The following is a 20,056-nucleotide window of genomic DNA, read 5'->3' on the forward strand; positions in this document are numbered from 1 at the left end:
ATAGGTCGTCTCGTTCAGGTGTGGGGGCACTCGGAAATGTCGACACTCTTCGAAAGGTAAGGACCATGACTCGTCTCGCCGGAACTGTCGCCCTGGTGACCGGAGCCTCCAGCGGAATCGGCCGCTCCACTGCGTTGGAGCTCGCCCGCCAGGGTGCGGCCGTGGCCGTGGTCGGCCGCCGCGAAGACCGTCTTAGCGACCTTGCGTCGGCGATCTCCGATGCGGGTGGGCAGGCCGCTGTCGTGTCCGCCGACATCACCGACGCCGACGCCGCTGCCGACGCGGTCGACCGGGCGGTCGAAAGTCTTGGCCGCCTTGACATTTTGGTCAACAATGCCGGTTTGATGCTGCTCGGTCCCGCCCCGGGCGCGGACCTGAACGACTGGCGGCGCATGATCGACATCAACCTGATGGGGTTGATGTACTGCACCCACGCGGCCATCCCGCACCTGGTCAAGGCGGCCGCCGATGGGCCACGTCAGGTCGCCGACATCGTCAACATCGGCTCACTCGCCGGCAGGATGGCCTTCGGCATGTCAGCGGTGTACTGCGCCACCAAGTTCGGTGTCGGTGCCTTCAGCGAGGCGTTGCGTCAGGAACTGACGCGCCAGCACGTGCGTGTATCGGTGATCGAGCCCGGCAGTGTCGACACCGAACTGCGCTCGCACAACCTACCCGCCGTCCAGGAACAGATCGCCGCCGGTATCGGCGGCATCGAACGGCTGCAGGGCGAAGACATCGCCGACACCGTCGGCTACATCGTCACCCGCCCCCGGCACGTCGCCGTCGCTGAACTCCTCGTCCGTCCCACCGAACAAGCCTGAACAATGCGCGACGGCGCGCAGACCAACCGCACTACCGAAAGAGCGAATTCACTATGGACACACAAGGACTGACGCTGGCAGACGGCCCCGCTTCCTTCACCGCCTCCAACATCACCGTCATGGTCTGTCTGCTGCTGACCGCAGCCGTAATCGTTGCCGGTGCCGGGCTGCAGATAGTGCAGGGAGCCAAGGGAGGCGACGCGACCGCGGACCACATCCACCGTTTCATGGCAGGTGTCTACATCGGCTGGGCTCCCATGTTCATCTGGGCGGGGATCACCATCCGCGATCACGACCACGGTCCACTGATCTACCTGCTGGCTGTACCGATCTTCCTCGGGTTCGCCGGACGGATGCTCTCCATCGCTCTGAAAGGTCTGCCCATCCGCCCGGCAGAGTTCCTCTCCTTAAGTTGGTTGGTGTTCAGTACGTTGTGCTGGACCCCGGGCGGGTCGGGTGAGGCTTGTGTTTTCTTGCCGGCCTTGGTGGTGCGGCTCGAAAGGAGTGGCCGCCCGGCCTGTCTGGACGTTCCTGGCCGCTGATTGAGAACTGCGGACTATCGCTTGGTTTAAGGAGATGACGGCGGGCTCGTCCATGGGTTGACCTGTAAGAACCGCACTGATGGAGGTCGGGTTGGGCAAGCTGTGGGTCGGTATCGACGTGGGCAAGGAAACCCACTGGGCCTTCGCGATGGACAGCGACGGCAACCGAATCCTTTCGCGCAGGGTGGCCAACGACGAAGCGGCAGTGTCGCAGTTGCTCGCCGATGTCACCGCACTGGAAGCCGATGAAGTGACGTGGGCGGTGGACCTGACAACCGTGGAATCGGCTCTGCTGCTTGCGATTTTGTGGGACCACCAGCAGCGCGTGATGTATCTGCCGGGCAAGGCCGTCAACCATGCGGCAGCCGGATATCGCAGCGAAGGCAAGACCGACGCCAAGGATGCCCGTATCATCGCCGATCAGGCCCGCATGCGCCGCGACCTGGCCGAACTGCGGCCGACCGACGAATTGATCCTCGAACTGCGCCTGCTCACCGGCCGCCGCACCGATCTTGTCTGCGACCGTACTCGGACCATCAATCGACTGCGCCAGCAGCTCACCGCGATCTGCCCGGCCCTCGAACGCGCCGCCGACATCGCCCACCAGCGTGGCTGGGTGCTGTTGTTGTCGCGATACCAGCGCCCCAAAGCAATTCGCCGCGCTGGCACCGCCCGTCTGATCAGCCTGCTCACCAGCCTGGGCGTGCGCGAGCAGACCGCGACCACCGTCGCTTCGGCGGCGGTCGCCGCGGCCAAGACCCAGACCACTCGTCTGCCCGGCGAGGATGTCGCCGCCGAGCTGGCCGCCGAGCTGGCGAAAGAGGTGATGCGCCTCGATGAGCAGATCGCCGAACTCGACTCCGCCATCGAGGCCCGATTTCGCCGCCATCGATTCGCCGAAGTGATCACCAGCATGCCCGGCATCGGGTTCCGTCTCGGGGCCGAATTCCTCGCTGCCGCAGGCGATCCCGGCTGGTTCGCCTCCGCCGATCATCTGGCGGCCTACGCCGGGCTCGCGCCGGTGCCCAACGATTCCGGTAAACGCACCGGACGCCTGCACCGACCTCAACGCTACAACCGCGCCCTGCGCAGGGTGTTCTACATGTCCGCACTCACCAGCATCCGATGCTGTCCCACCTCCCGCGCCTACTACGACCGCAAACGCACCGAAGGCAAAGGCGCCAAAGGCGCCACCATCGCCCTGGCACGCCGTCGCGTCAACGTCCTGTGGGCCTTGCTGCGCGACAACCGAACCTGGGAGCCCACAGCAGCGACTACCGCCGCCCGAGCGGCTTGACATTGTCATTGAGACTCCTTTCGCTGCCCTGGAATTCATCCTCGGATGCGTCATCGTCCTCGCACACCTGGCGCACTAAAATCCGGCCCATGCTGCTCGACGAGCTCTGCATATTGTTAGACCGCCACGCCCGAGACGACGGGGCGACGGCCATTGAGGACCTGCTGGTCGGCCGGGAGGAGTCGGACTTGCCGGCACCGCCGTCCATGGCCAGAACGCGTATGACGCTGATCGCCCAGGGCGCCAAACGTCTCGCCTACGGCGAGCACGTCTACGACTACCGGGCCGGGCAGTACCTGGTGACATCCATCGCCATGCCTCTCAAATGCCGATTCACCGACGCCACACCGGAACGGCCAGTGCTCGGCCTGTGCCTGCTACTGCAAGCCTCAGAGGTCGCCGAGCTGGTGTTGCAGGCCGGCCCCGGCACCATTCCGGATACCGACGACGCCGCGCCACCGGCGATCGCGTTCAGCACCGCCTCCGACGAACTGCTCGACGCCACTGTGCGGCTGGTACGGCTGCTCGACCGCCCTGGCGACAGGGACATCCTCGCACCGCTGGTGAAACGGGAGATTCTGTGGCGGCTGATCACCAGCGAGCACGGCGCGACGGTCCGCCAGATCGGACTCGCCGATCCCAGGCTTTCCCCCATAGCCAAAGCCGTGCAATGGATCCGGCAACACTACCGAGAGCCATTCCTGGTAGAAGACCTCGCCGAACTCATCGGGATGAGCCCCTCGGCCTTCTACCGCAACTTCCGGACCGTCACCCAGACGACCCCGGTGCAGTACCAGAAGAAGATCAGACTTCACGAGGCCCGTCTCCTTTTGGCGGCAAATCCCAAAGATGTCGCTGACATCGGATATTTCGTTGGCTACGACAGTCCATCCCAGTTCAGCCGAGAATACCGCCGTCTTTTCGGAGCACCGCCCAGCCAGGACGCGATGGGATTCGCATCCCGCACCCGATCAGCAAGCGATTGACCAGCAGGTAATCCGGACCTCAGCGGTGATTGCCTCTGGGGCGGGCACATCTCGGTTCGCCGGGCTGCATAGATTCCGGCGGTCAGGCCGCGGTGATTTCGATTCCTATGTTGGCGTTCTTGCCGCGCTGCAACCGGCTGGCGAGATAGGCGATCCAGCCCTGTATCCCGTAGCGGCGCCTGATCGCATTGCGCGCGTTTACGCTGGCGGCCTCGTCGAGCAGAACGGCGGTGCCTTTCACGATCTCACCGTGCGTCTTGCCGCGGACATTGCATGGTTGCAGAGTGACATCCGAATTGCGTCGGATGCGCTTGACCTTTCCGGCATCGGGCTCGGACGAGATATAGAGCTTGCCGTTATCGAGCGCCACCCACACAGGGGTTGAGATCGGCGACCCATCTTTCTTGAAACTTGTCAATAGAACGTAGCGCGCGGTGCCCACAGGGCCGAACGGATTGTCCACTTTGGCAGCCTACCTTTCTCGAGTAACGCATCCGCCATCTGCGGGTTCCGGTAATGGTTGAGGCTCGATCCAGTGTGTGATCATTCGGGAGGTCGCCGCTATGTACTCGCCGCGGCACACGCTGTCGGATTCGAGTGCCGTGCGCAAGACAATGACGAACATGGTATCGAGCGCTGTGGAGGTCGTCCGGCGACGTTGGTGCTCGTCGCCGGGACCGAGAATTCGGCTTATGAGCGTCTCGATCACCGTGTGGAGGCGAGGCTCGAATTCGGGAATGACAGTGTCGTAGAACTGTAGATCAGCCACCAACGCCCGCACCAAAGACGCGTTGTCCACCAGCACATCGGTGGCGACGGTCAGAATTGAGGCAATCAACTCCGGGTTGGATTTCTCGGCCAGCTCGTCCAGACACTGTTTGATGCGCTGCTCGACAGTCACGAGCAACCACTCGAGAAGCTCATCGACCATGACCGAACGGTCAGCGAAATACCGATAGACAGTGCCGACACTCACCTCGGCTTCCGCTGCGATCCGGTTGGTCGAGGTGTTATCGATTCCCCGTTCACCGAACAGCTTCGCCGCGGTATCCAGGATGTGCCGACGTGTGGCCTTGGCGCGTTCCTGGGTTGGACTGCGACGCTGCCGCACCTGTTTCGGCGGCATCACACCCAATCCCTACTGCTGTAGCGAAAGATATTGCGGCGTTGAGTATAACTGCTCACCGACACCGCAGACCGAACGCGCATCTGCCCGTCTGCGCCCTTCTCCCCAGCCCTAGTGCCTCGTCCGTAAAGGTTGATCCGCTTATCGGAAAGCACGGCTCTACACCTGCTTGTCATGGCCCGAGGAACAATCGTTCGTACGGCAGGCGTGGCAGCAGTAGACGTTCCTCGATGGTGTCGCGGATCAATTCGATTGTGAACCAACGCTTTCGGCTCCAATCGTGGATCACATTGCGGGCCGCCACAACGGTGGCCGCGTAGTCGAAGACTATGCCACCCAACCAGATCCGCAGGTGCACATCACTTCCAGGCGCAAACCATAGTTCGGCCGTCATGGCCCAGCCCTGCTCGGACAACGCCGGACGAATACCTCTGGCTCACCGGCAGACCCGCGATCGCCCCACCAGTCCATTACCAGACCAACCTTTCCGGAGAAGGCACTAGCCATAGGGTGTCGCTGGTCGATGACCGCGTTGTCAGCGGCGACCGGGTTTTCCAACACTCTGCCCTCTAGCGGCATCAGTCCTCCAGTGCTGGTCACAACGGCCTTGATGCTCGTTCCCGGCATGGTCAATCCATGACCGACGCCCAGTCGGCCGACACCGATCAGGTCACGCAGCGACCACGCCTTCACACGCTCGAACGGGAACGGCACAGGAAATTCGTAGTCTATATGCCAACTATCGGCACATTTTATACAAACGGCACGACCGATAATGCGAGTGCATTCACAATAAGAAATGACCGCAAGCTCAACGTAACGAATGCGGATTACATGCACTCCGCTCCCGATCTCCGTATAGGATTCATTCAGCTCTGCGGTCAGTATTTCATACACGGCATTCCTTGTTGGCTCAATATCCAGAGAGTCAGTTCTCTTGGCTCTAGATAGTTACACCTTGGCACGCACTCCACTCCAGTGACCCGACCGGCTTACCACTTGGGCCGTCGCGCGGACGTTCTCATGGAGTTAGTCGAGCAGCATCGAGCGTTTATCGATCTTAAGTCCATCGGGCAGACGATTGATGCGAAACGGCGTCACGGTAGGGATTCCATCATCCGTATCAGTCACCCCTCCTTGGTGTAGCGGACTTCAGGCAGATAATGAAGACACCAAACATTAAATCAGCGCTCTGGCCGATATCCTTGCCCAAAAGTGTCGAATCCATGCACGATCCATCGCGAATCCGCATGCGCTGGGAAGTTTGCTGTACTTCTCATCAAAGGCAGCCCTGTTCGACGGACTCCACGCTCCGCGCTCTGCCACGTCTCGGCCTGGCAGACCAGCCAAGGGACCAAGGACAGTCCACATCGATGCATGTCGCATCGCAGGGCGGCGCCAGCCTCTGGTGGTCCGAAATCGGAATATCGACATAAGCCTGCGTTCCGCAGTCAACACCAGCCTGAGACGCCCTCGTCAGCGACATCGCTCTCGACCGACATCAACCAATCTCGACAGGGAATGACCCGAGACCATAGTTCGCCGATCGCCGATGGACGATGTCGGAATTCGCCCGCGTAGCTATAAGCGCTGACAACGACCGACAACCTACGCAGCAAACGTGCAGGTCAGAGTTCATTGGGGCCAGATAACGCGCGGACAACGCACCGGCGCGGGCTCGACCCACCCGGCAGCGGTGCGCACCAGACGATCGGGCGGCACGACTTTGCCGTCGACCATGTAGAGCAGGCGGGCAGTCATCCATAGAGAATACCGCACGGTTCGAACATATGTTCGACGATACAGCGCTCTAGTGCGTCAAACTTTCTGGCAGGGTTGCTCGGTTTACGCTCCGGGCACGTCGAGCCAGGAAGGAGCCGGTCTGTGGCTAGGTCGCTGCGGTCGAAGATTCCGGTCGAGGACAAGTTGCGGTGGTGTTGTCGGTGCTGCCCGGGGAGATGAGTGCCGCGGAGGCCGCCCGAAGGCGCGGAGTGAGTACGGCGTCGATCGGCAAGTGGAAGCAAGCGTTCCTGGAAGCCGGAACCAAGGCGCTCGATGAGGTTCCTTCCGGTCGGGCCGGATTGCAGGGTTCGCCCGAGCAGCGGCGGCTACGGATGGAGAACGGACAACTGAAGCTCGCGCTGGCCGAGGCCACCGTGCAGCTGCGGGTGTGGCAGCACGGCGCTGCCTTGGTTGATCAGGTCCCTTCGTTGACCTCGAAGCCCTGAGAGCGGCAGCGGCACTGCCGGTTTCGAGGTTCGCTCGACTGACCGGCATCCCGGAGCGCACCTATCGTCGGCGGCTGGCTCGGCTGCGCGATGGGGATCCGCTGCGCGGTCCGTGGCCTTCGCCGAAGGTGGAGCGGTTCGAGCCGATCGCGGCGAAGTACGCCGAGGAATGGCCAGCCTGGGGGCATCGCAAGATCGCGGCGTTGATGCGCGCCGACGGCTACGAGGTATCCACCTCGACCGTGGAGCGAGCCTTGCGGCGGCGTGGGTTGCTGCTCCCTGTGGGGTATCGGGCCGACCGCAAGTCGTGGGCAGCGCTGCGGCGCAAGGTGTTCCGCGATCCACCGACACACCGCAATCGAGTGTGGCAGACCGATTTCAGCGAGTTCGAAACGAGCGGTGGCGGGATCTGGCGGATCTGCGCGGTGATCGACTACGCCACGAAGTACTGCCTGGCCGTCACCGTGACCCCGACAGGGCGCGGTGCCGATGCTTTGGCGTGTTTGCGGCTCGCAGTTGCCGAGGCCCAGCGTGTCTTGGGATTGGACGATCTGAGGGCCGATCGAGGGATGGCCGAGGTGCTCAGGCCGGTCGGGGAAGTGATCGGCATGGCAGCGTCGCCGATCGCGGTGGTGTCGGACAACGGGCCGTGTTTCCGCGGGGAGGTGTTCAAGACCGCGTTCGCCGGACCGGATCCGCTACTGCGCCACGTCCGCACCCGGGTGCGCTCACCGCAAACCAACGGCGTGATCGAGCGCTTCTTCGGCACCTTGAAATACGAGCACCTCTTCCGCGGCCCGATCACCGATGGCGACGCGCTCGACATGGAGGCCCACCGGTTCCGCATCATCTACAACACGATCAGACCGCACCAGGCGCTCGGTGATCAAACACCCGGTGTGGTCTACACCGGCTGTGTCCGTTGATCTTTCGATGGCCTGTTTTGGCTGGTCATCGCGGTATGCGGCATCTCCGGACGTTTTGAAAGGCAGGTCGGTCTAGCATTTGATCACGAACCAGCCATCAGGGCAGCGAGATTCAGCCCCACGCCCTGACTCGTGCTACTGACAGCACGTCGCGTGCCCTCTGGACGGCCAGGTCGGTTCGGGAGTTGGGATCGGTAGGGCCACTATTGAGTAATCGAATACTGCCTCTACCGATCCCGCAGCCCGATCAACTGAGGGAACTTACCCTGTTCACTTCGTTCGGCGTCATGTGCCCTGTGACGCTGTACCACCACACGATATTAGGCATAAACATGATTTCTTGCTGGTGGCCGGACTCTGTGAACAGAACGTCTGCCCAGTCGCCGTACTCGATCGGATCGCTGGTGGCGCCGGGGGCCAGCGGGATGACGGCTACGAAGGGCCCGCTATCCCCGGCTGTCACGGTGGCCGAGACGTGCTTATCGGTGTCGTTGAACAGCTGGAACGGGCCGACCGAGTTTCGCTCGACAGGCTCCTGAATCCTAGACAAAGGCATGGTCTTTTGGTTTACCGGCATGTCGGTTCTGGTCATTGTCCTCTCCTGCAGCTCGTTGCGCTGGCCACACAGAATCGGTGACGCGAACCCGGCCAGACCGCTTGAAGCCCGCGCCATTTCGAGTGGAAGCCGAACGAACAGGTCGCCGAGACCAGCGCCCGCGCCGCGGCTTACAGAAGCTCCTGTTCGCACGGTGCAGAGTGTGAGCAGCAGCCCCAGGAGACGTGATTCACCACCCAGGAGGAATCACGTCTCGTCGGGCAGTCTCATCCACAACGGTTCGGATCGGGGTGCCAGGGCTTCAGCGCGGAACCGCCGCCGGGCGGCGTGGTGACAATCGGATACGTGCCATCGAATTCAGCCATGGGTGCGTCCTCACCGTGTGAACAGGGCGCCACCGGATGTCCCTCCACCGCCGGTCACGCCACACTGATCTCGTAGTCGGTTCTTCCAAGGCGAATCTCCGGATCAATTGAATCAGGATCGCGTCGAGACCGGTTCTGATTCCGCACATTCGCCGACCGTTCCGACAGCCCAGCCCGTCGGCCCCCAGGCCGTGCGCGGCGAACACACCGGTCGGGCCCCTGCCGACGGCTGCGGCACATGGCCGACGGTCCCGGAGGGTGTTCTGGGACCGTCGGTCAGGTGTTGAAATGCGTGGTCTGGGTGCCCTGGTTTGCCAGCTGCTGTGCCACCGCCCACCGCCGGTCGTGGGCTTTCGGTATCACCCCACTATCTGACTCCACCCATCCTCGATGCGGGACACCAAGTCGCCGAAAAATGTGTTCACACGACCTGCCTGATGGGGCGTGTCCGACACCAGCAATGTGAGGAAGTCGCACTCCGTGTCCAGTGCATTGAGAAGAAGGTTATTGACCGCCTGGAATACGGAGATGATCGTCTGTTGCCAGTCGGGGTGCTGGTTGCCGAGGGCCCTGAGTTTTGCAGTGGTCGAGTCCTGCAGCTGACCGAACTGGGTTATAGCGCTGTCCATCAGTTGACTGATCCGGTCCCCGAAGGCGTCGGCGTCGATGGCACCGGCGAGGACGCGCTGAGCATCCTCGGATGCGGTGGCGCCGGTGTGGACGAGCTGGTTCAGCATGCCGGTCTCGGCGGGTTGAACGGCGTCTTTGACCTCCTGCGGAATATTCGCCGCTCTGACTTCGGGGGCGAGGATGCGAGTGGAGGACTCCGCCGAAACTGTTTCGTCGCCGGCGCTGCGGCGCTGGGCGATGGTGTCGAGCAGGGTGGTGAAGTTTTGCGGATCGATTCTGGTCATTGCCCCTCCTACAAGATCGTGCGCTCACCTAGTAATCGACGACACGGACCCGGCCAGTTCACGCGAACCTCCCGGGCCGCGTCGGGCTGAGCCGGTCGAACGGTCACCGCCTGGGGCAGTGCCGCACGATGGCTCCCCACATCTCCTCCATGCACAGACACAGGCTATGAACGCATGTCCGGCCCATTGATGAGGCGTCCGGTCTTCGGGGTGATGTATCCATCGGTCGCGGCATAGACGCGACCGCTCTCGATGTCGTACCAGCCCGAACCCGGATTGTTCGTCGTGTTCACGACGTTGCCCGGCCGGGCGGACCCCGATGATCGTGATCCACCCGTCCGGTCCCCGCACCGCTTACACCAGATGTGTCTACAGGTTGATGCGGAAGTGGATCGGCTGGGTGGTGTCGCCGATGGAGACGGTGCCCTCGGGGATCGTCGAGGCCTGGACGTCGGCGGTGTAGAAGCATGCCGTCGAGGCGGTGATCTCCGGCGCGGTGAGGCTCACCGACCCGTCGGGGCCGACCGTGACCGGCAGCGAAGTGTCGATACCGGTGTCGGGGCAGCGATAGCGGACGACACCGTCAGGCGCCAAACCCACCCCTGAAGGGAAACCGAGGGTGATGGTCTGACCGGCGGTAACCGTGGTGTTCGCCGACACCGTGAACGCCAGCTGCGTGCTCACCCCCGCCGTCATCACCACCGGATCCGGTGGATCCTGAACAACCGAGAAGACGACAGCCTCCTCCACCCGCCGCACCCGCTGGTTGCCGGTGTCGGCGATGTAGAGGTTGCCCGCCTCGTCCACCGCCACACCCTCCAGGTAGTTGAGGTCGGCGTCGATGGCGGGCTGGTTGTCGCCGTTGTAGCCGCCGGTGCCGGTACCCGCCACCGTAGTGATGATCCCAGTGCCATGATCGACCCTCCGCACCCGCTGGTTGTAAAGGTCGGCGATGTAGAGGTTGCCCGCCTCGTCCACCGCCACACCCTCCGGGTAGTTGAGGTCGGCGTCGATGGCGGGCTGGTTGTCGCCGTTGTAGCCGTAGGTGCCGGTGCCCGCCACCGTGGTGATGACCCCGGTGGCGTGATCCACCTTCCGTACCCGCTGGTTGTTGCGGTCGGCGATGTAGAGGTTGCCCGCCCCGTCCACCGCCACACTGCGCGGTTGGTTGAGGTCGGCGTCGATGGCGGGCTGGTTGTCGCCGTTGTAGCCGCCGGTGCCGGTACCCGCCACGGTGGTGATGACCCCGGCTGGATCGACCCTTCGCACCCGCTGGTTGCCGACGTCGGCGATGTAGAGGTTGCCCGCCCCGTCCACCACCACACCGAACGGGACGTTGAGTTCGGCGTCGATGCCGCGCTGGTTGTCGCCGTTGTAGCCGTAGGTGCCGGTACCCGCCACCGTAGTGATGACCCGGGTGGCATGATCCACCTTCCGTACCCGCTGGTTGTTGCGGTCGGCGATGTAGAGGTTGCCCGCCCCGTCCACCGCCACACTGCGCGGTTGGCCGAGTTCGGCGTCGATAGCGGACTGGTTGTCGCCGTTGTAGCCCTGCGTGCCAGTACCCGCCACCGTGGTGATGACCCCGGCTGGATCGACCCTTCGCACCCGCTGGTTGCCGACATCGGCGATGTAGAGGTTGCCCGCCCCGTCCACCACCCCACCGCACGGGATGTCGAGGTCGGCGTTGACGGCGGACTGGTTGTCGCCGTTGTAGCCCTGCGTGCCAGTACCCGCCACCGTGGTGATGAGCCCGAAAGCGATAGGTGCTGTGCTCTTGGAAGCCTCCCTCTTATCACGTTCCGCATAACGACGGTGTACTGCACGTGTCTGTGAGGGAGCTGCCTCGATGCTGAAGTGGATCGGCTGGCTGGTGCCGGCGACGGCGACGGTGCCTCCGGGCATCGCCGGGGCCTGGACGTCGGCGGTGTAGAAGCATGTCGTCGAGGCGGTGATCTCGCTGGCGGTGACGATGACGGACCCGTCGGGGCCGGTCGTGACCGGCAGCGGCGTGTCGGTGCCGGTGTCCGGGCAGTGGAAGCGGACGGTACCGCCCGGCGCCAAGCCCACCCCGGAGGGGAAACCGAGGGTGATGGTTCGACCGGCAGGAACCGTGCAGTTCGCCGACACCGTGAACTTCAGCTGCGTGGTCAACCCTCCGGTCATCACCACCGGATCCGGTGGGTCCTGAACCACGGTGAAGACAGGCTCTTCCACGCGGAAGTGGATCGGTTGGGTGGTGCCGCCGATGGAGATGGTGCCCTCGGGGACATCCTCGATGAAAACCGGGGCCTGAACATCTACGGAGTAGAAGCATGTCGTCGAGGCAGTGATCTCGCTGGCGGTGACGTTCACCGACCCGTCCGCGCCGACCGTGACGGGCAGCTCTGTGTCGGTGCCGGTGTCCGGGCAGACGTAGCGGACGACACCGCCCTGCGCCAAGCCCACCCCGGACGGGAAACCGAGGGTGATCGTCTGACCGGCGGGAACCGTGCAGTTCGCCGACACCGTGAACTCGAGTTGCGTGGTCACCCCCGCCGTCATCATCACCGGATCCGGGGCATCCTGAACGACCGTGAAGACAGGCTCTGCCACGCGGAAGCGGATCGGCTCGGTGGTGCCGCCGATCGAGATGGCGCCCTCGAGGACACCCCCGAAGACCCCCTCGATGAAGGCCGGGGCCCAGACGTCGGCGGTGTAGAAGCATGTCGTCGAGGTCGTGATCTCCTCGGCGATGACGTTCACCGACCCGTCCGCGCCGACCGTGACGGGCAGCTCTGTGTCGGTGCCGGTGTCCGGGCAGACGTAGCGGACGACACCGCTCGGTGCCAGACCGACGCCTGACGGGAAATCGAGGGTGATGGTCTGACCGGTAACCGTGGTGTTCGCCGACACCGTGAACGCCAGCTGCGTGCTCACCCCCGCCGTCATCACCACCGGATCCGGTGGATCCTGAGCAACCGAGAAGACGACAGCCTCCACACTCCGCACCCGATGATTGACAGTGTCGGAGATGTAGAGGCTGCCCGCCCCGTTCACCGCCACACCCTCCGGGTAGTCAAGGTCGGCGTCGATGGCGGGCTGGTTGTCGCCGTTGTAGCCCGCGGCGCCGGTACCCGCCACTGTGGTGATGAACCCGGTGGCTGGATCGACCCTCCGCACCCGCTGGTTGCCTTCATCGGCGATGTAGAGGTTGCCCGCCCTGTCCACCACCACACCGTTCGGGTAGTGGAGTTCGGCGTCGATGGCGGGCTGGTTGTCGCCGTTGTAGCCCTCGGTGCCGGTACCTGCCACCGTGGTGATGAACCCGGTGGCATGATCCACCTTCCGCACCCGATGGTTGTAGCGTTCGGCGATGTAGAGGTTGCCCGCCTCGTCCACCGCCACACCCTCCGGGTAGTCAAGTTCGGCGTGGATGGCGGGCTGGTCGTCGCCGTTGTAGCCCTCGGCGCCGGTACCCGCCACCGTGGTGATGACCCCGGCTGGATCCACCCTCCGCACCCGATGGTTGTGGAGGTCGGCGATATAGAGGTTGCCCACCCCGTCCACCGCCACACCCTCCGGGACATTGAGGTCGGCGGCGATGGCGAGCTGGTTGTCGCCGTTGTAGCCCGCGGTGCCTGTACCCGCCACCGTGGTGATGACACCGGTGGCATGATCCACCCGCCGCACCCGATAGTTGACGCGGTCGACAATGTAGAGGTTGCCCACCCCGTCCACTGCCACCCCGAACGGGGCGTTGAGGTCGGCGTCGATGGCGAGCTTGTTGTCGCCGTTGTAGCCCGCGGTGCCTGTACCCGCCACCGTGGTGATGACACCGGTGGCATGATCCACCTTCCGCACCCGATGGTTGTAGCGTTCGGCGATGTAGAGGTTGCCCGCCCCGTCCACCGCCACACCCTCCGGGTAGTCAAGGTCGGCGTCGGTGGCGGGCCGGTTGTCGCCGCTGTAGCCCTCGGTGCCGGTACCCGCGACCGTGGTAATGGCCTCGATAGCGATAGCTGCTGTGCTCATGGAAGCCTCCCTCTTCTCGAGTTCCGTATAACGACGGTGCATCGCAAGCGCTGTGAGGGCACCGCTTCGTGGTGCCCTCACGCCCGGAATACCCCCCACCCCCCGAATACCCCACAGACAAGAAAGCCCCGGAGAAAACGAGGGCTGACCTGTGATGATGCGGTGGCGATACGGAAATGAAGCAATACTGCTGACCGCCAGAACAAGACCATCAAGCGGTGCGTCGGTGCGCCTCGAGGGCTACGCACCCGACAACCAAGCAATCGCCCCGGCCTGGCCGACAGGGACCGCAAATCCTGACGTACGAGCGCCTCCACACGATGTAAGCGGAAGTACCAAACAACGCCCACAAGACGGCTATGCGAGGCACGAATCATGGCATCAACATTTTGACCAGCCAGTTCCTGCCAGAAGGTTGACGCAAGAAAGCTTGGGCGGGCGTTTGGTAGTAAAGCGTGACTCGGGCACTGTGACTGACCGCCGTGTCTGTCACTTGATCAGGACATCTGTCACCGAGAACGCGCGATAGGCGGCATGATGTGACAAGGACCGATAGTTGGCCTCTCAGATCGACAGTAGGCCCGCCGCCGGTCGAGGCGCGAACCCCGGCTGTGGCTGGCGGTTGTAGTTGGCCAATCGCACAGACAATCGCTGCTTCCGACGGGCAACGGCACCGCACACATCCGGCGCAGCCTTCAGTCCAGCTCGTACCGCATGAACACATCCGCGCGCTCGTACGGCATCGGCCCGATCTGATCGCTCGGGACGTGCACGAAACCGATCGATTCGTACAGATGCACAGCGTCGGCCAACTTGGTGCTGCTACCGAGGAACAGCGCCGTGGCGCTCTGCCGGCGGGCGTAGTCGATGGCCTCCTGCAGGATGATGCGGCCGAGGCCGCGGCCGCGCCGGTCCCGCGCCACGGCCATCTTCGACAGCTCGAACACGCCATCGCCCTCCGACACCAGCACCACACATCCGACGATGTCGTCGCCGTCGCGGGCGATGAGTACCTGTCCGCCCTTGGCGACGATCTCGCGCTCGGGGTTGTCCAGTTTGACGGAGTCGGCGGGTTCGAGGGAGAACAGCTCGACGATCCATTCCTCGTTGAGTTCCTTGAACGCCCGCGCATCGGCCGGGCCAGACATCGGCTCGACGACGATGGTGTCGATCTGTTCGGTGGCAACGGATTCGGTCTGCTGTGTCACATCGTCAGCATGCCCGGCCGCGAATCATCACGTCCAATACTTGATAGGTCCGATTGATATGTTGAACTTATGACTGATGGGGTCGAACTACGGCACCTGCGCTACTTCCTGGCGGTCGCCGAGGAGCTGCATTTCGGCCGGGCGGCCGCGCGGCTGCACATCGCTCAACCTGCGCTGACTCAGCAGATCCAGCGGCTGGAGACTCTGCTTGGAACCCGCGTGTTCGATCGCACCTCGCGCAGTGTCGCCCTGACTCCGGCGGGAGAGGTACTGCGCGAGCGGGCCGCGGCGATCCTCGGTCACGCGACCCGCGACCTCGACGAGGTCGCGCGCATCGGCCAGGGCAGCCAGGGGCGGCTCTACCTGGGCTTCGTCCCATCGGTGCTGCCACTGAAACCGCTGCGCAGTGTCCGGCAGTTCCGGGACCGCTACCCGCTGGTCCAGATCGAGCTCATCGAGGGCTACACCACCCACATGATGGCGCAGCTCGGCCACGGCGCACTCGACATGGCGATCGTGCGCGACCCCGACGAGCAGCCAGACACCGTCGTATTCCCGCTGGTCACCGAGCCGTTCATGGCGGTGCTGCCGGTCGATCACCCACTGGCCGACCATGCCGCCCTCACCGGCCCCGACCTCGCCGACGACCCGCTGGTGTTCTTCCCCCGGGCCGCGGGCTCCCATGCCCACGACAAGAATCTGCGGCCCCTGGTGGAAGCTGGTTACCGGCCCCGCATCGTGCAGGAGGGCAACAACTGGACCACCATCCTCTACCTAGTGGGTGAGGGGCTGGGCGTCACCATCGCACCGCGCAGCGCGACGTTCACCGCGCCGCAGACCGTGCGCATCGTGCCACTCGCCGAAACCACCGCCACGACAACCGTTTACGTGGCGCACCGGGTCGATGACGATCGAGCTCTCGTTCGCAACTTCCTAGCGTTACTGCCGAAGAATGACGCTCGGGCAAGCGGCCGGGAGGATCGAACGGAATGTGTGGCAGCAGATCTCGCTACGGTGGTCGAGTAAAGCCGTCCCCCGCAGTTGCCAACCATCCATCCGAACAGTGTCCATTTATCAGTCCTTGAAATTCTGGGTCCGGTTCGCGTGATGCTGAATGACGAACGCAGCACCCGGATTCGATGCCGGGCTGGCCGTGGCCACCCCGGCGGCGCTGGTCAGAAGTCGTCGTTGTGGCCGGCGAGCTGCCGCCCCAGTATCCTGGCCTCGTCCACGATCATTCCCAACGGGGCCTCATACTTGAAGGCGTCGCCGTCGTAGCGGTCGTCGGCTCGAGGGCCTCGGTCAGCAGAAGCGCATGCCGCAGCATGAGCTGCTCACCCACCACGACAACCCCGCCGACGGTGACCGTGCTTCCGACCTTGGTGAGTACGGCCGCGAGATCGACCTCCTCGGTCTTGGCGAACGGCCTGTCGATCTGGATCCATTCCTCACCTGCCCGTCGGATCACGACGTGAAAGCGTTCCTGAACTTCTTGTGGCACAACCGAAACCGCTCGTCCTGGCGGGACGCCACCACAGCAGACAATCTGGCCTACCTGGTCTGGCGGCGCCAAGATCCTGCCGGCCCACGGGTCGACCATGGGACCTGGGATCGAGAGGTCACCGCGGTCAACCGGTTCTATGGCTGGCAGGTCAAAGCGAAAAATGTTGCCGGGAATCCGATTCCGCAGCGGCAGCGGCAGCATCCGGCGTTCGCGGGCGGGCGGCGTGGCCAGTCCGATGGCCGAACGGCACCGGCGACTTATAGTCATGGCGCGGGCCGGGAGGGGATCGAACGGATGCCCCGGCGACCTATCGCCGTTGGCGCGATATCGAGGTGCGCGGCTACACACCTGGCGGGTTGCCCGACCCTGGATTGCCGTCCACGGCGATCAGCCGCCAGCTCCGATACCAGCCACCAGGAGCCGACTTCACCGCCAGCGGCCGGGCGACCCCGGCGAACAACGCCTTCAACGGCGCCGGCCCCAGCTTCACCCGAGCCCGCGAGATCGCCGCGGTGGTGGGCACCTGCCACGAACCCGGCATCCACACACCTCCGGCCGCAGACCCTATCAGGTAAAATCCTTAAATCACTGGTTGGGCTAACAGGTCGACCATTCTTCATCACTCAGATCGCGAGTCGTTGTTTGAATAGTTGAATACTTACCGTCTGTTCCATCCGGGACAGCTTTGAAGATATTAACGTAGATCCGATATTGGGTAGCAGATTCGGCAGGAAACTGGGCACCACCTTCCATATAGTGAGTCTCGAAGTACCCAGAATATACCTTCATGATTTGCGCACGTTCGATGAAAGCAATGCGCCCAGCCTCCACCGTCACCTGAGTGCTTCCGCCTTCGGAGTGTGCGGTCTCGGATGAGGCTCCAAAGGCCAGACTCGCATTAGTCGGACCGATGTTCACGCCGAAGGTGTACGTAGCCTTCGTCTCATCATTCCATGTGACGGTCTGCACCATGCTGGCCGAGCTGCAATTTTTTGCCGGTGAACCCACCTGCTTGAATTGCACATGTGGCGTCTCGAGCACGTTACCGACCCCTACGAGGGTCCATGTACAGCTAACGTTACCGCTCTCGCATTCCGCCAATTTGTCCCTCCCGGTCGAATCCGCGACGCCAACTTCGATGATCTCGGCAGAGGCTGTCGGCGTCATTGTCGAAAAAATTCCGAGGGTCATGATCGAGATCACGGCCCCTCGCCATACGCGCCGCAGTACCGTCGCCGGGCAGGTTTTCATCTTCTCTATCCTCCATGTCTGGTATCGCTTTCCTAGACCGTCTGTAGCCCTGCTGGAAAGTCTCGCCGTAACAATGGATACAGTCGGTCAGGTAAATCTGTGCTTGGGCCTCGGTAGAGTTGTTCTAGTTGATGTCGGCCGGAAGGCGCCACGGCTGCCCGTGGCAGTCCCAAATCCGCAGCTGGGTGCCATCAGAAACATCCTCGGCGTCCAGGCATCGACCCGACTGAGGATTACGGAGCGTAGAACGCGTTGCTGTGCCGCCTTTTTCCCACCGCTGCGCTTGTGATCCATTGCAGGGCCACAACTGCACTCGCGTGCCGTTCTTCGTGGCGCCACCGTCTACGGCAAGGCATTTTCCGAGGATTTGCAGCGTGCCGTCTGCGTTAACGGTCCACCTCTGGTTCGCTCCCCCAAGGCAGGGCCACAACACAATCGGTGTGCCCGCGGCATCTGAGCCCCCGTAAACGTCCATGCACTTGCCGTCAGGCCCGACGACAGGGCCGGTCCTAGGGAGGCTCCACTTCTGGTTCGCCCCCTCATGACAATCCCAAATCTGAAGCCGGGCACCGCTATCGGTGGAGCCGTCCACGATATCCAGGCACTTACCGGTCTGCACGTTACGCAGCCTCGATCCGTCTGACCTCCACTGCTGCCTTTTTGTTGCGTTGCAGGTATACAGATGGGTCAGGGTTCCACTCTCGGTTCCGGCGCCGACAACGCCAAGACATTTGCCAAGAGCGCTCAGGGAGCCGTCAGGCTCAACCACCCATTGCTGATTCACTGCGCCGGTACAGTCTTCCAACACGATCGGCGTACGATCCGCTGAGCCGCCCCCGCTCACGGCCATGCATTTACCAGCCGCCCCCACTACAGGGCCGGTAGCCCAAGAGCTATCAGCCTGCGCTGACGGGCCAGACAGCGCCAGAATCACCATAGGAGCCGCACACAGCGCCGCTGCCAGCCTTTTAAGTCGGTTCATTCTTCCACCTCTCCATTGCGCTAACCTCTGCAATTGCGGCTGCGGATATCGGCGGTCGTGAACGACCCCAGCGCCGCCGCAGTGATCGCATGCGTGCCACACTCGGCTAAACCAGAACTCCTGAATGTTCTGGTCGGCTCAGCCGAGGATGATCGAGTCTCGCCTGGGTGGTTTCTCTAGGCGGTTGGCCTCCAGCCACATGTGGACTGCCTGGGCGACCCCTGACTGAACCAGCGGCACGCGGCGCTGTTGGGCGATACTCCGGAATTCCTCCCACTGTCCGATTGGGAGGAAGGTCGCGAACGACTCGACCCCCGCCGTGTCAATAGTGGCGGGTATTGATTCCAGCTCGCACCATCCAGCGACGGCTTGTCCCACAGCGGTCTGGACCCCGATGCCGAACTGGCCGGCTCCGACCTTCAGCTGTTTGCGGAGCTGTTCGGGCAGCTCGGTGACGAGCTTGTCTCGGTCGGGGCTGCTGGCTGGAAGACCCATGATGGACACCTTTACCGAGTAGTGCGCGCGACTGCGTGGTAGCGGTCCCGCGGCCCACATCATCCCTTTGACGGACATGAACGGCCCCTATGGATACTACCGGCCGCACGCCGCTTATCCGTGGGAATCGTTGTGCAGCGCCGTCTTTCGCGGACAGAGGTCATATCGGCCAATGTCGCGGCGAGCCGAGCGAGCATTGAGCGGACAGGCTGTTCGGTGGCGCAGACATCTCGGTCACCGGGTGCAGGTTGGTGGTCAGCCGGTCCGTGGCGGGACGCGCCGGGGATCGATGTCGCGCACCGCGCCAGCAGGTGCCGCAGGATGGCCTCGCGAGTCCACTCGGTGAAGGCGACTTCACCGACGCAGCAGGGCTCGACCCAGACCACACCGCGAATACTTGCCCCGCAGAACGCATATGCTGTATCACGTTGCAACGGAGTCAGTTTCGCCTCCAGGTCGGCCAGCATCCCCCGCGTGAAGCCGGTTCCGACGTTGCCAGCGTAGACAAGTTTCCTGCCAGAATCCGGGATCGCCAGGACCAGCGACCCTATGCGCCCGGCGCGACCGCCGGTTCCCGGTGCTGGCCGACGACCACAACTTCCTGGAAGCACAGGTTCTTCACCGTCGTCCAGAGTGGGCTGCAGCGTCCCGACAGCCCGCCTTCGTTGCGCACCGCCGTACATGAACAGCCTGCTCGTAGGAGGAGCGCGGCGAAAATGGCTGCCGTGGCGCATGAGGTGATGGATGACTGAACCTGTGAAGATCTGCGGTCACGCTCTCCTCGACAGGTCGTGTGTACTAGATATCGGACCCGAAACGCGGAAGCCAGCCGCGGCTG

Annotated in this window: 23 protein-coding genes and 1 pseudogene; 7 read left to right on the top strand and 17 right to left on the bottom strand. The window is 63.4% G+C overall.

What is annotated here, in order from left to right; translation table 11 throughout:
• Positions 1-65: 65 nt before the first annotated feature.
• The 4 genes from ACQP1T_RS25730 (at position 66) to ACQP1T_RS25745 (ending at position 3,649) form a co-directional block, all read left to right on the top strand.
• Positions 66-824, top strand: coding sequence for an SDR family NAD(P)-dependent oxidoreductase (locus ACQP1T_RS25730; RefSeq protein ID WP_433755654.1), 759 nt, complete (start codon positions 66-68; stop codon positions 822-824).
• 53 nt (positions 825-877) lie between these two features.
• Entirely contained in the window at positions 878-1,366 is a 489-nt protein-coding gene (locus tag ACQP1T_RS25735) for a DUF4345 family protein (RefSeq protein WP_433755655.1), read from the top strand.
• Between the two features lie 79 nt (positions 1,367-1,445).
• A complete protein-coding gene (locus ACQP1T_RS25740; RefSeq protein WP_433754477.1) occupies positions 1,446-2,663 on the top strand; it encodes an IS110 family transposase in 1,218 nt (405 codons plus the stop codon).
• 89 nt (positions 2,664-2,752) lie between these two features.
• Positions 2,753-3,649, top strand: coding sequence for an AraC family transcriptional regulator (locus ACQP1T_RS25745; RefSeq protein ID WP_433755656.1), 897 nt, complete (start codon positions 2,753-2,755; stop codon positions 3,647-3,649).
• A gap of 82 nt (positions 3,650-3,731) precedes the next feature.
• Here ACQP1T_RS25745 and ACQP1T_RS25750 read toward each other — a convergent pair whose 3' ends face one another.
• From ACQP1T_RS25750 to ACQP1T_RS25775, 6 genes and pseudogenes are all read right to left on the bottom strand, one after another.
• Positions 3,732-4,112, bottom strand: coding sequence for a PPOX class F420-dependent oxidoreductase (locus ACQP1T_RS25750; protein ID WP_433755657.1), 381 nt, complete (start codon positions 4,110-4,112; stop codon positions 3,732-3,734).
• Positions 4,113-4,121: 9 nt separating this feature from the next.
• Positions 4,122-4,580, bottom strand: coding sequence for a hypothetical protein (locus ACQP1T_RS25755; protein WP_433762579.1), 459 nt, complete (start codon positions 4,578-4,580; stop codon positions 4,122-4,124).
• Positions 4,581-4,775, bottom strand: a pseudogene (locus ACQP1T_RS25760) (TetR/AcrR family transcriptional regulator); the annotation flags it as partial.
• Positions 4,776-4,947: 172 nt separating this feature from the next.
• On the bottom strand, positions 4,948-5,169 hold the full coding sequence (locus ACQP1T_RS25765; protein ID WP_433755658.1) for a hypothetical protein: 222 nt from the start codon (positions 5,167-5,169) through the stop codon (positions 4,948-4,950).
• Complete coding sequence (locus ACQP1T_RS25770) at positions 5,166-5,672, bottom strand: hypothetical protein (RefSeq protein ID WP_433755659.1); 507 nt, start codon at positions 5,670-5,672, stop codon at positions 5,166-5,168. The genes ACQP1T_RS25765 and ACQP1T_RS25770 overlap by 4 nt, the downstream gene beginning before the upstream one ends.
• Before the next feature lie 738 nt (positions 5,673-6,410).
• Positions 6,411-6,536: a hypothetical protein gene (locus tag ACQP1T_RS25775; RefSeq protein WP_433755660.1), complete on the bottom strand. Its 126-nt coding sequence runs from the start codon at positions 6,534-6,536 to the stop codon at positions 6,411-6,413.
• Positions 6,537-6,718: 182 nt separating this feature from the next.
• Here ACQP1T_RS25775 and ACQP1T_RS25780 point away from each other — a divergent pair, with 182 nt between their 5' ends.
• Together ACQP1T_RS25780 and ACQP1T_RS25785 are read left to right on the top strand one after the other, a co-directional pair.
• On the top strand, positions 6,719-7,003 hold the full coding sequence (locus ACQP1T_RS25780; RefSeq protein ID WP_433762354.1) for a hypothetical protein: 285 nt from the start codon (positions 6,719-6,721) through the stop codon (positions 7,001-7,003).
• Between the two features lie 128 nt (positions 7,004-7,131).
• A complete protein-coding gene (locus ACQP1T_RS25785) occupies positions 7,132-7,929 on the top strand; it encodes a transposase (protein WP_433755661.1) in 798 nt (265 codons plus the stop codon).
• Between the two features lie 247 nt (positions 7,930-8,176).
• Here the strand turns inward: ACQP1T_RS25785 and ACQP1T_RS25790 are convergent, their stop codons facing one another.
• From ACQP1T_RS25790 to ACQP1T_RS25810, 5 genes are all read right to left on the bottom strand, one after another.
• Entirely contained in the window at positions 8,177-8,521 is a 345-nt protein-coding gene (locus ACQP1T_RS25790) for a hypothetical protein (protein ID WP_433755662.1), read from the bottom strand.
• A 688-nt stretch (positions 8,522-9,209) separates the two neighbouring features.
• Positions 9,210-9,764, bottom strand: a complete 555-nt coding sequence (locus tag ACQP1T_RS25795; RefSeq protein ID WP_433755663.1) for a hypothetical protein — start codon at positions 9,762-9,764, stop codon at positions 9,210-9,212.
• Positions 9,765-9,928: 164 nt separating this feature from the next.
• Positions 9,929-10,057 carry a hypothetical protein gene (locus ACQP1T_RS25800; RefSeq protein WP_433755664.1) on the bottom strand — a complete coding sequence of 43 codons (129 nt, stop codon included), beginning with the start codon at positions 10,055-10,057 and terminating at the stop codon, positions 9,929-9,931.
• A gap of 76 nt (positions 10,058-10,133) precedes the next feature.
• Positions 10,134-13,778 carry a hypothetical protein gene (locus ACQP1T_RS25805; RefSeq protein ID WP_433755665.1) on the bottom strand — a complete coding sequence of 1,215 codons (3,645 nt, stop codon included), beginning with the start codon at positions 13,776-13,778 and terminating at the stop codon, positions 10,134-10,136.
• Between the two features lie 695 nt (positions 13,779-14,473).
• Complete coding sequence (locus tag ACQP1T_RS25810; RefSeq protein ID WP_433755666.1) at positions 14,474-14,986, bottom strand: GNAT family N-acetyltransferase; 513 nt, start codon at positions 14,984-14,986, stop codon at positions 14,474-14,476.
• A 69-nt stretch (positions 14,987-15,055) separates the two neighbouring features.
• Between ACQP1T_RS25810 and ACQP1T_RS25815 the strand changes: the two genes are divergently transcribed.
• The gene (locus ACQP1T_RS25815; RefSeq protein WP_433755667.1) at positions 15,056-16,012 is read left to right on the top strand and encodes a LysR family transcriptional regulator; all 957 of its coding nucleotides are present in this window, start codon (positions 15,056-15,058) and stop codon (positions 16,010-16,012) included.
• A 208-nt stretch (positions 16,013-16,220) separates the two neighbouring features.
• Here ACQP1T_RS25815 and ACQP1T_RS25820 read toward each other — a convergent pair whose 3' ends face one another.
• From ACQP1T_RS25820 to ACQP1T_RS25845, 6 genes are all read right to left on the bottom strand, one after another.
• A complete protein-coding gene (locus ACQP1T_RS25820; protein WP_433755668.1) occupies positions 16,221-16,454 on the bottom strand; it encodes a hypothetical protein in 234 nt (77 codons plus the stop codon).
• A 376-nt stretch (positions 16,455-16,830) separates the two neighbouring features.
• Positions 16,831-17,031 (bottom strand): transposase domain-containing protein, encoded by a 201-nt coding sequence (locus ACQP1T_RS25825; protein WP_433755669.1) that lies wholly within the window; start codon positions 17,029-17,031, stop codon positions 16,831-16,833.
• Positions 17,032-17,087: 56 nt separating this feature from the next.
• Entirely contained in the window at positions 17,088-17,741 is a 654-nt protein-coding gene (locus ACQP1T_RS25830) for a hypothetical protein (protein ID WP_433755670.1), read from the bottom strand.
• Between the two features lie 124 nt (positions 17,742-17,865).
• Positions 17,866-18,723, bottom strand: coding sequence for an RICIN domain-containing protein (locus ACQP1T_RS25835; RefSeq protein WP_433755671.1), 858 nt, complete (start codon positions 18,721-18,723; stop codon positions 17,866-17,868).
• 138 nt (positions 18,724-18,861) lie between these two features.
• Positions 18,862-19,218: a hypothetical protein gene (locus ACQP1T_RS25840; protein ID WP_433755672.1), complete on the bottom strand. Its 357-nt coding sequence runs from the start codon at positions 19,216-19,218 to the stop codon at positions 18,862-18,864.
• 59 nt (positions 19,219-19,277) lie between these two features.
• A complete protein-coding gene (locus tag ACQP1T_RS25845) occupies positions 19,278-19,952 on the bottom strand; it encodes a hypothetical protein (RefSeq protein ID WP_433755673.1) in 675 nt (224 codons plus the stop codon).
• Between the last annotated feature and the right edge of the window lie 104 nt (positions 19,953-20,056).

Origin of the sequence: Nocardia sp. CA-135398 (assembly GCF_050955845.1) — a bacterium.
Classification (GTDB): domain Bacteria; phylum Actinomycetota; class Actinomycetes; order Mycobacteriales; family Mycobacteriaceae; genus Nocardia.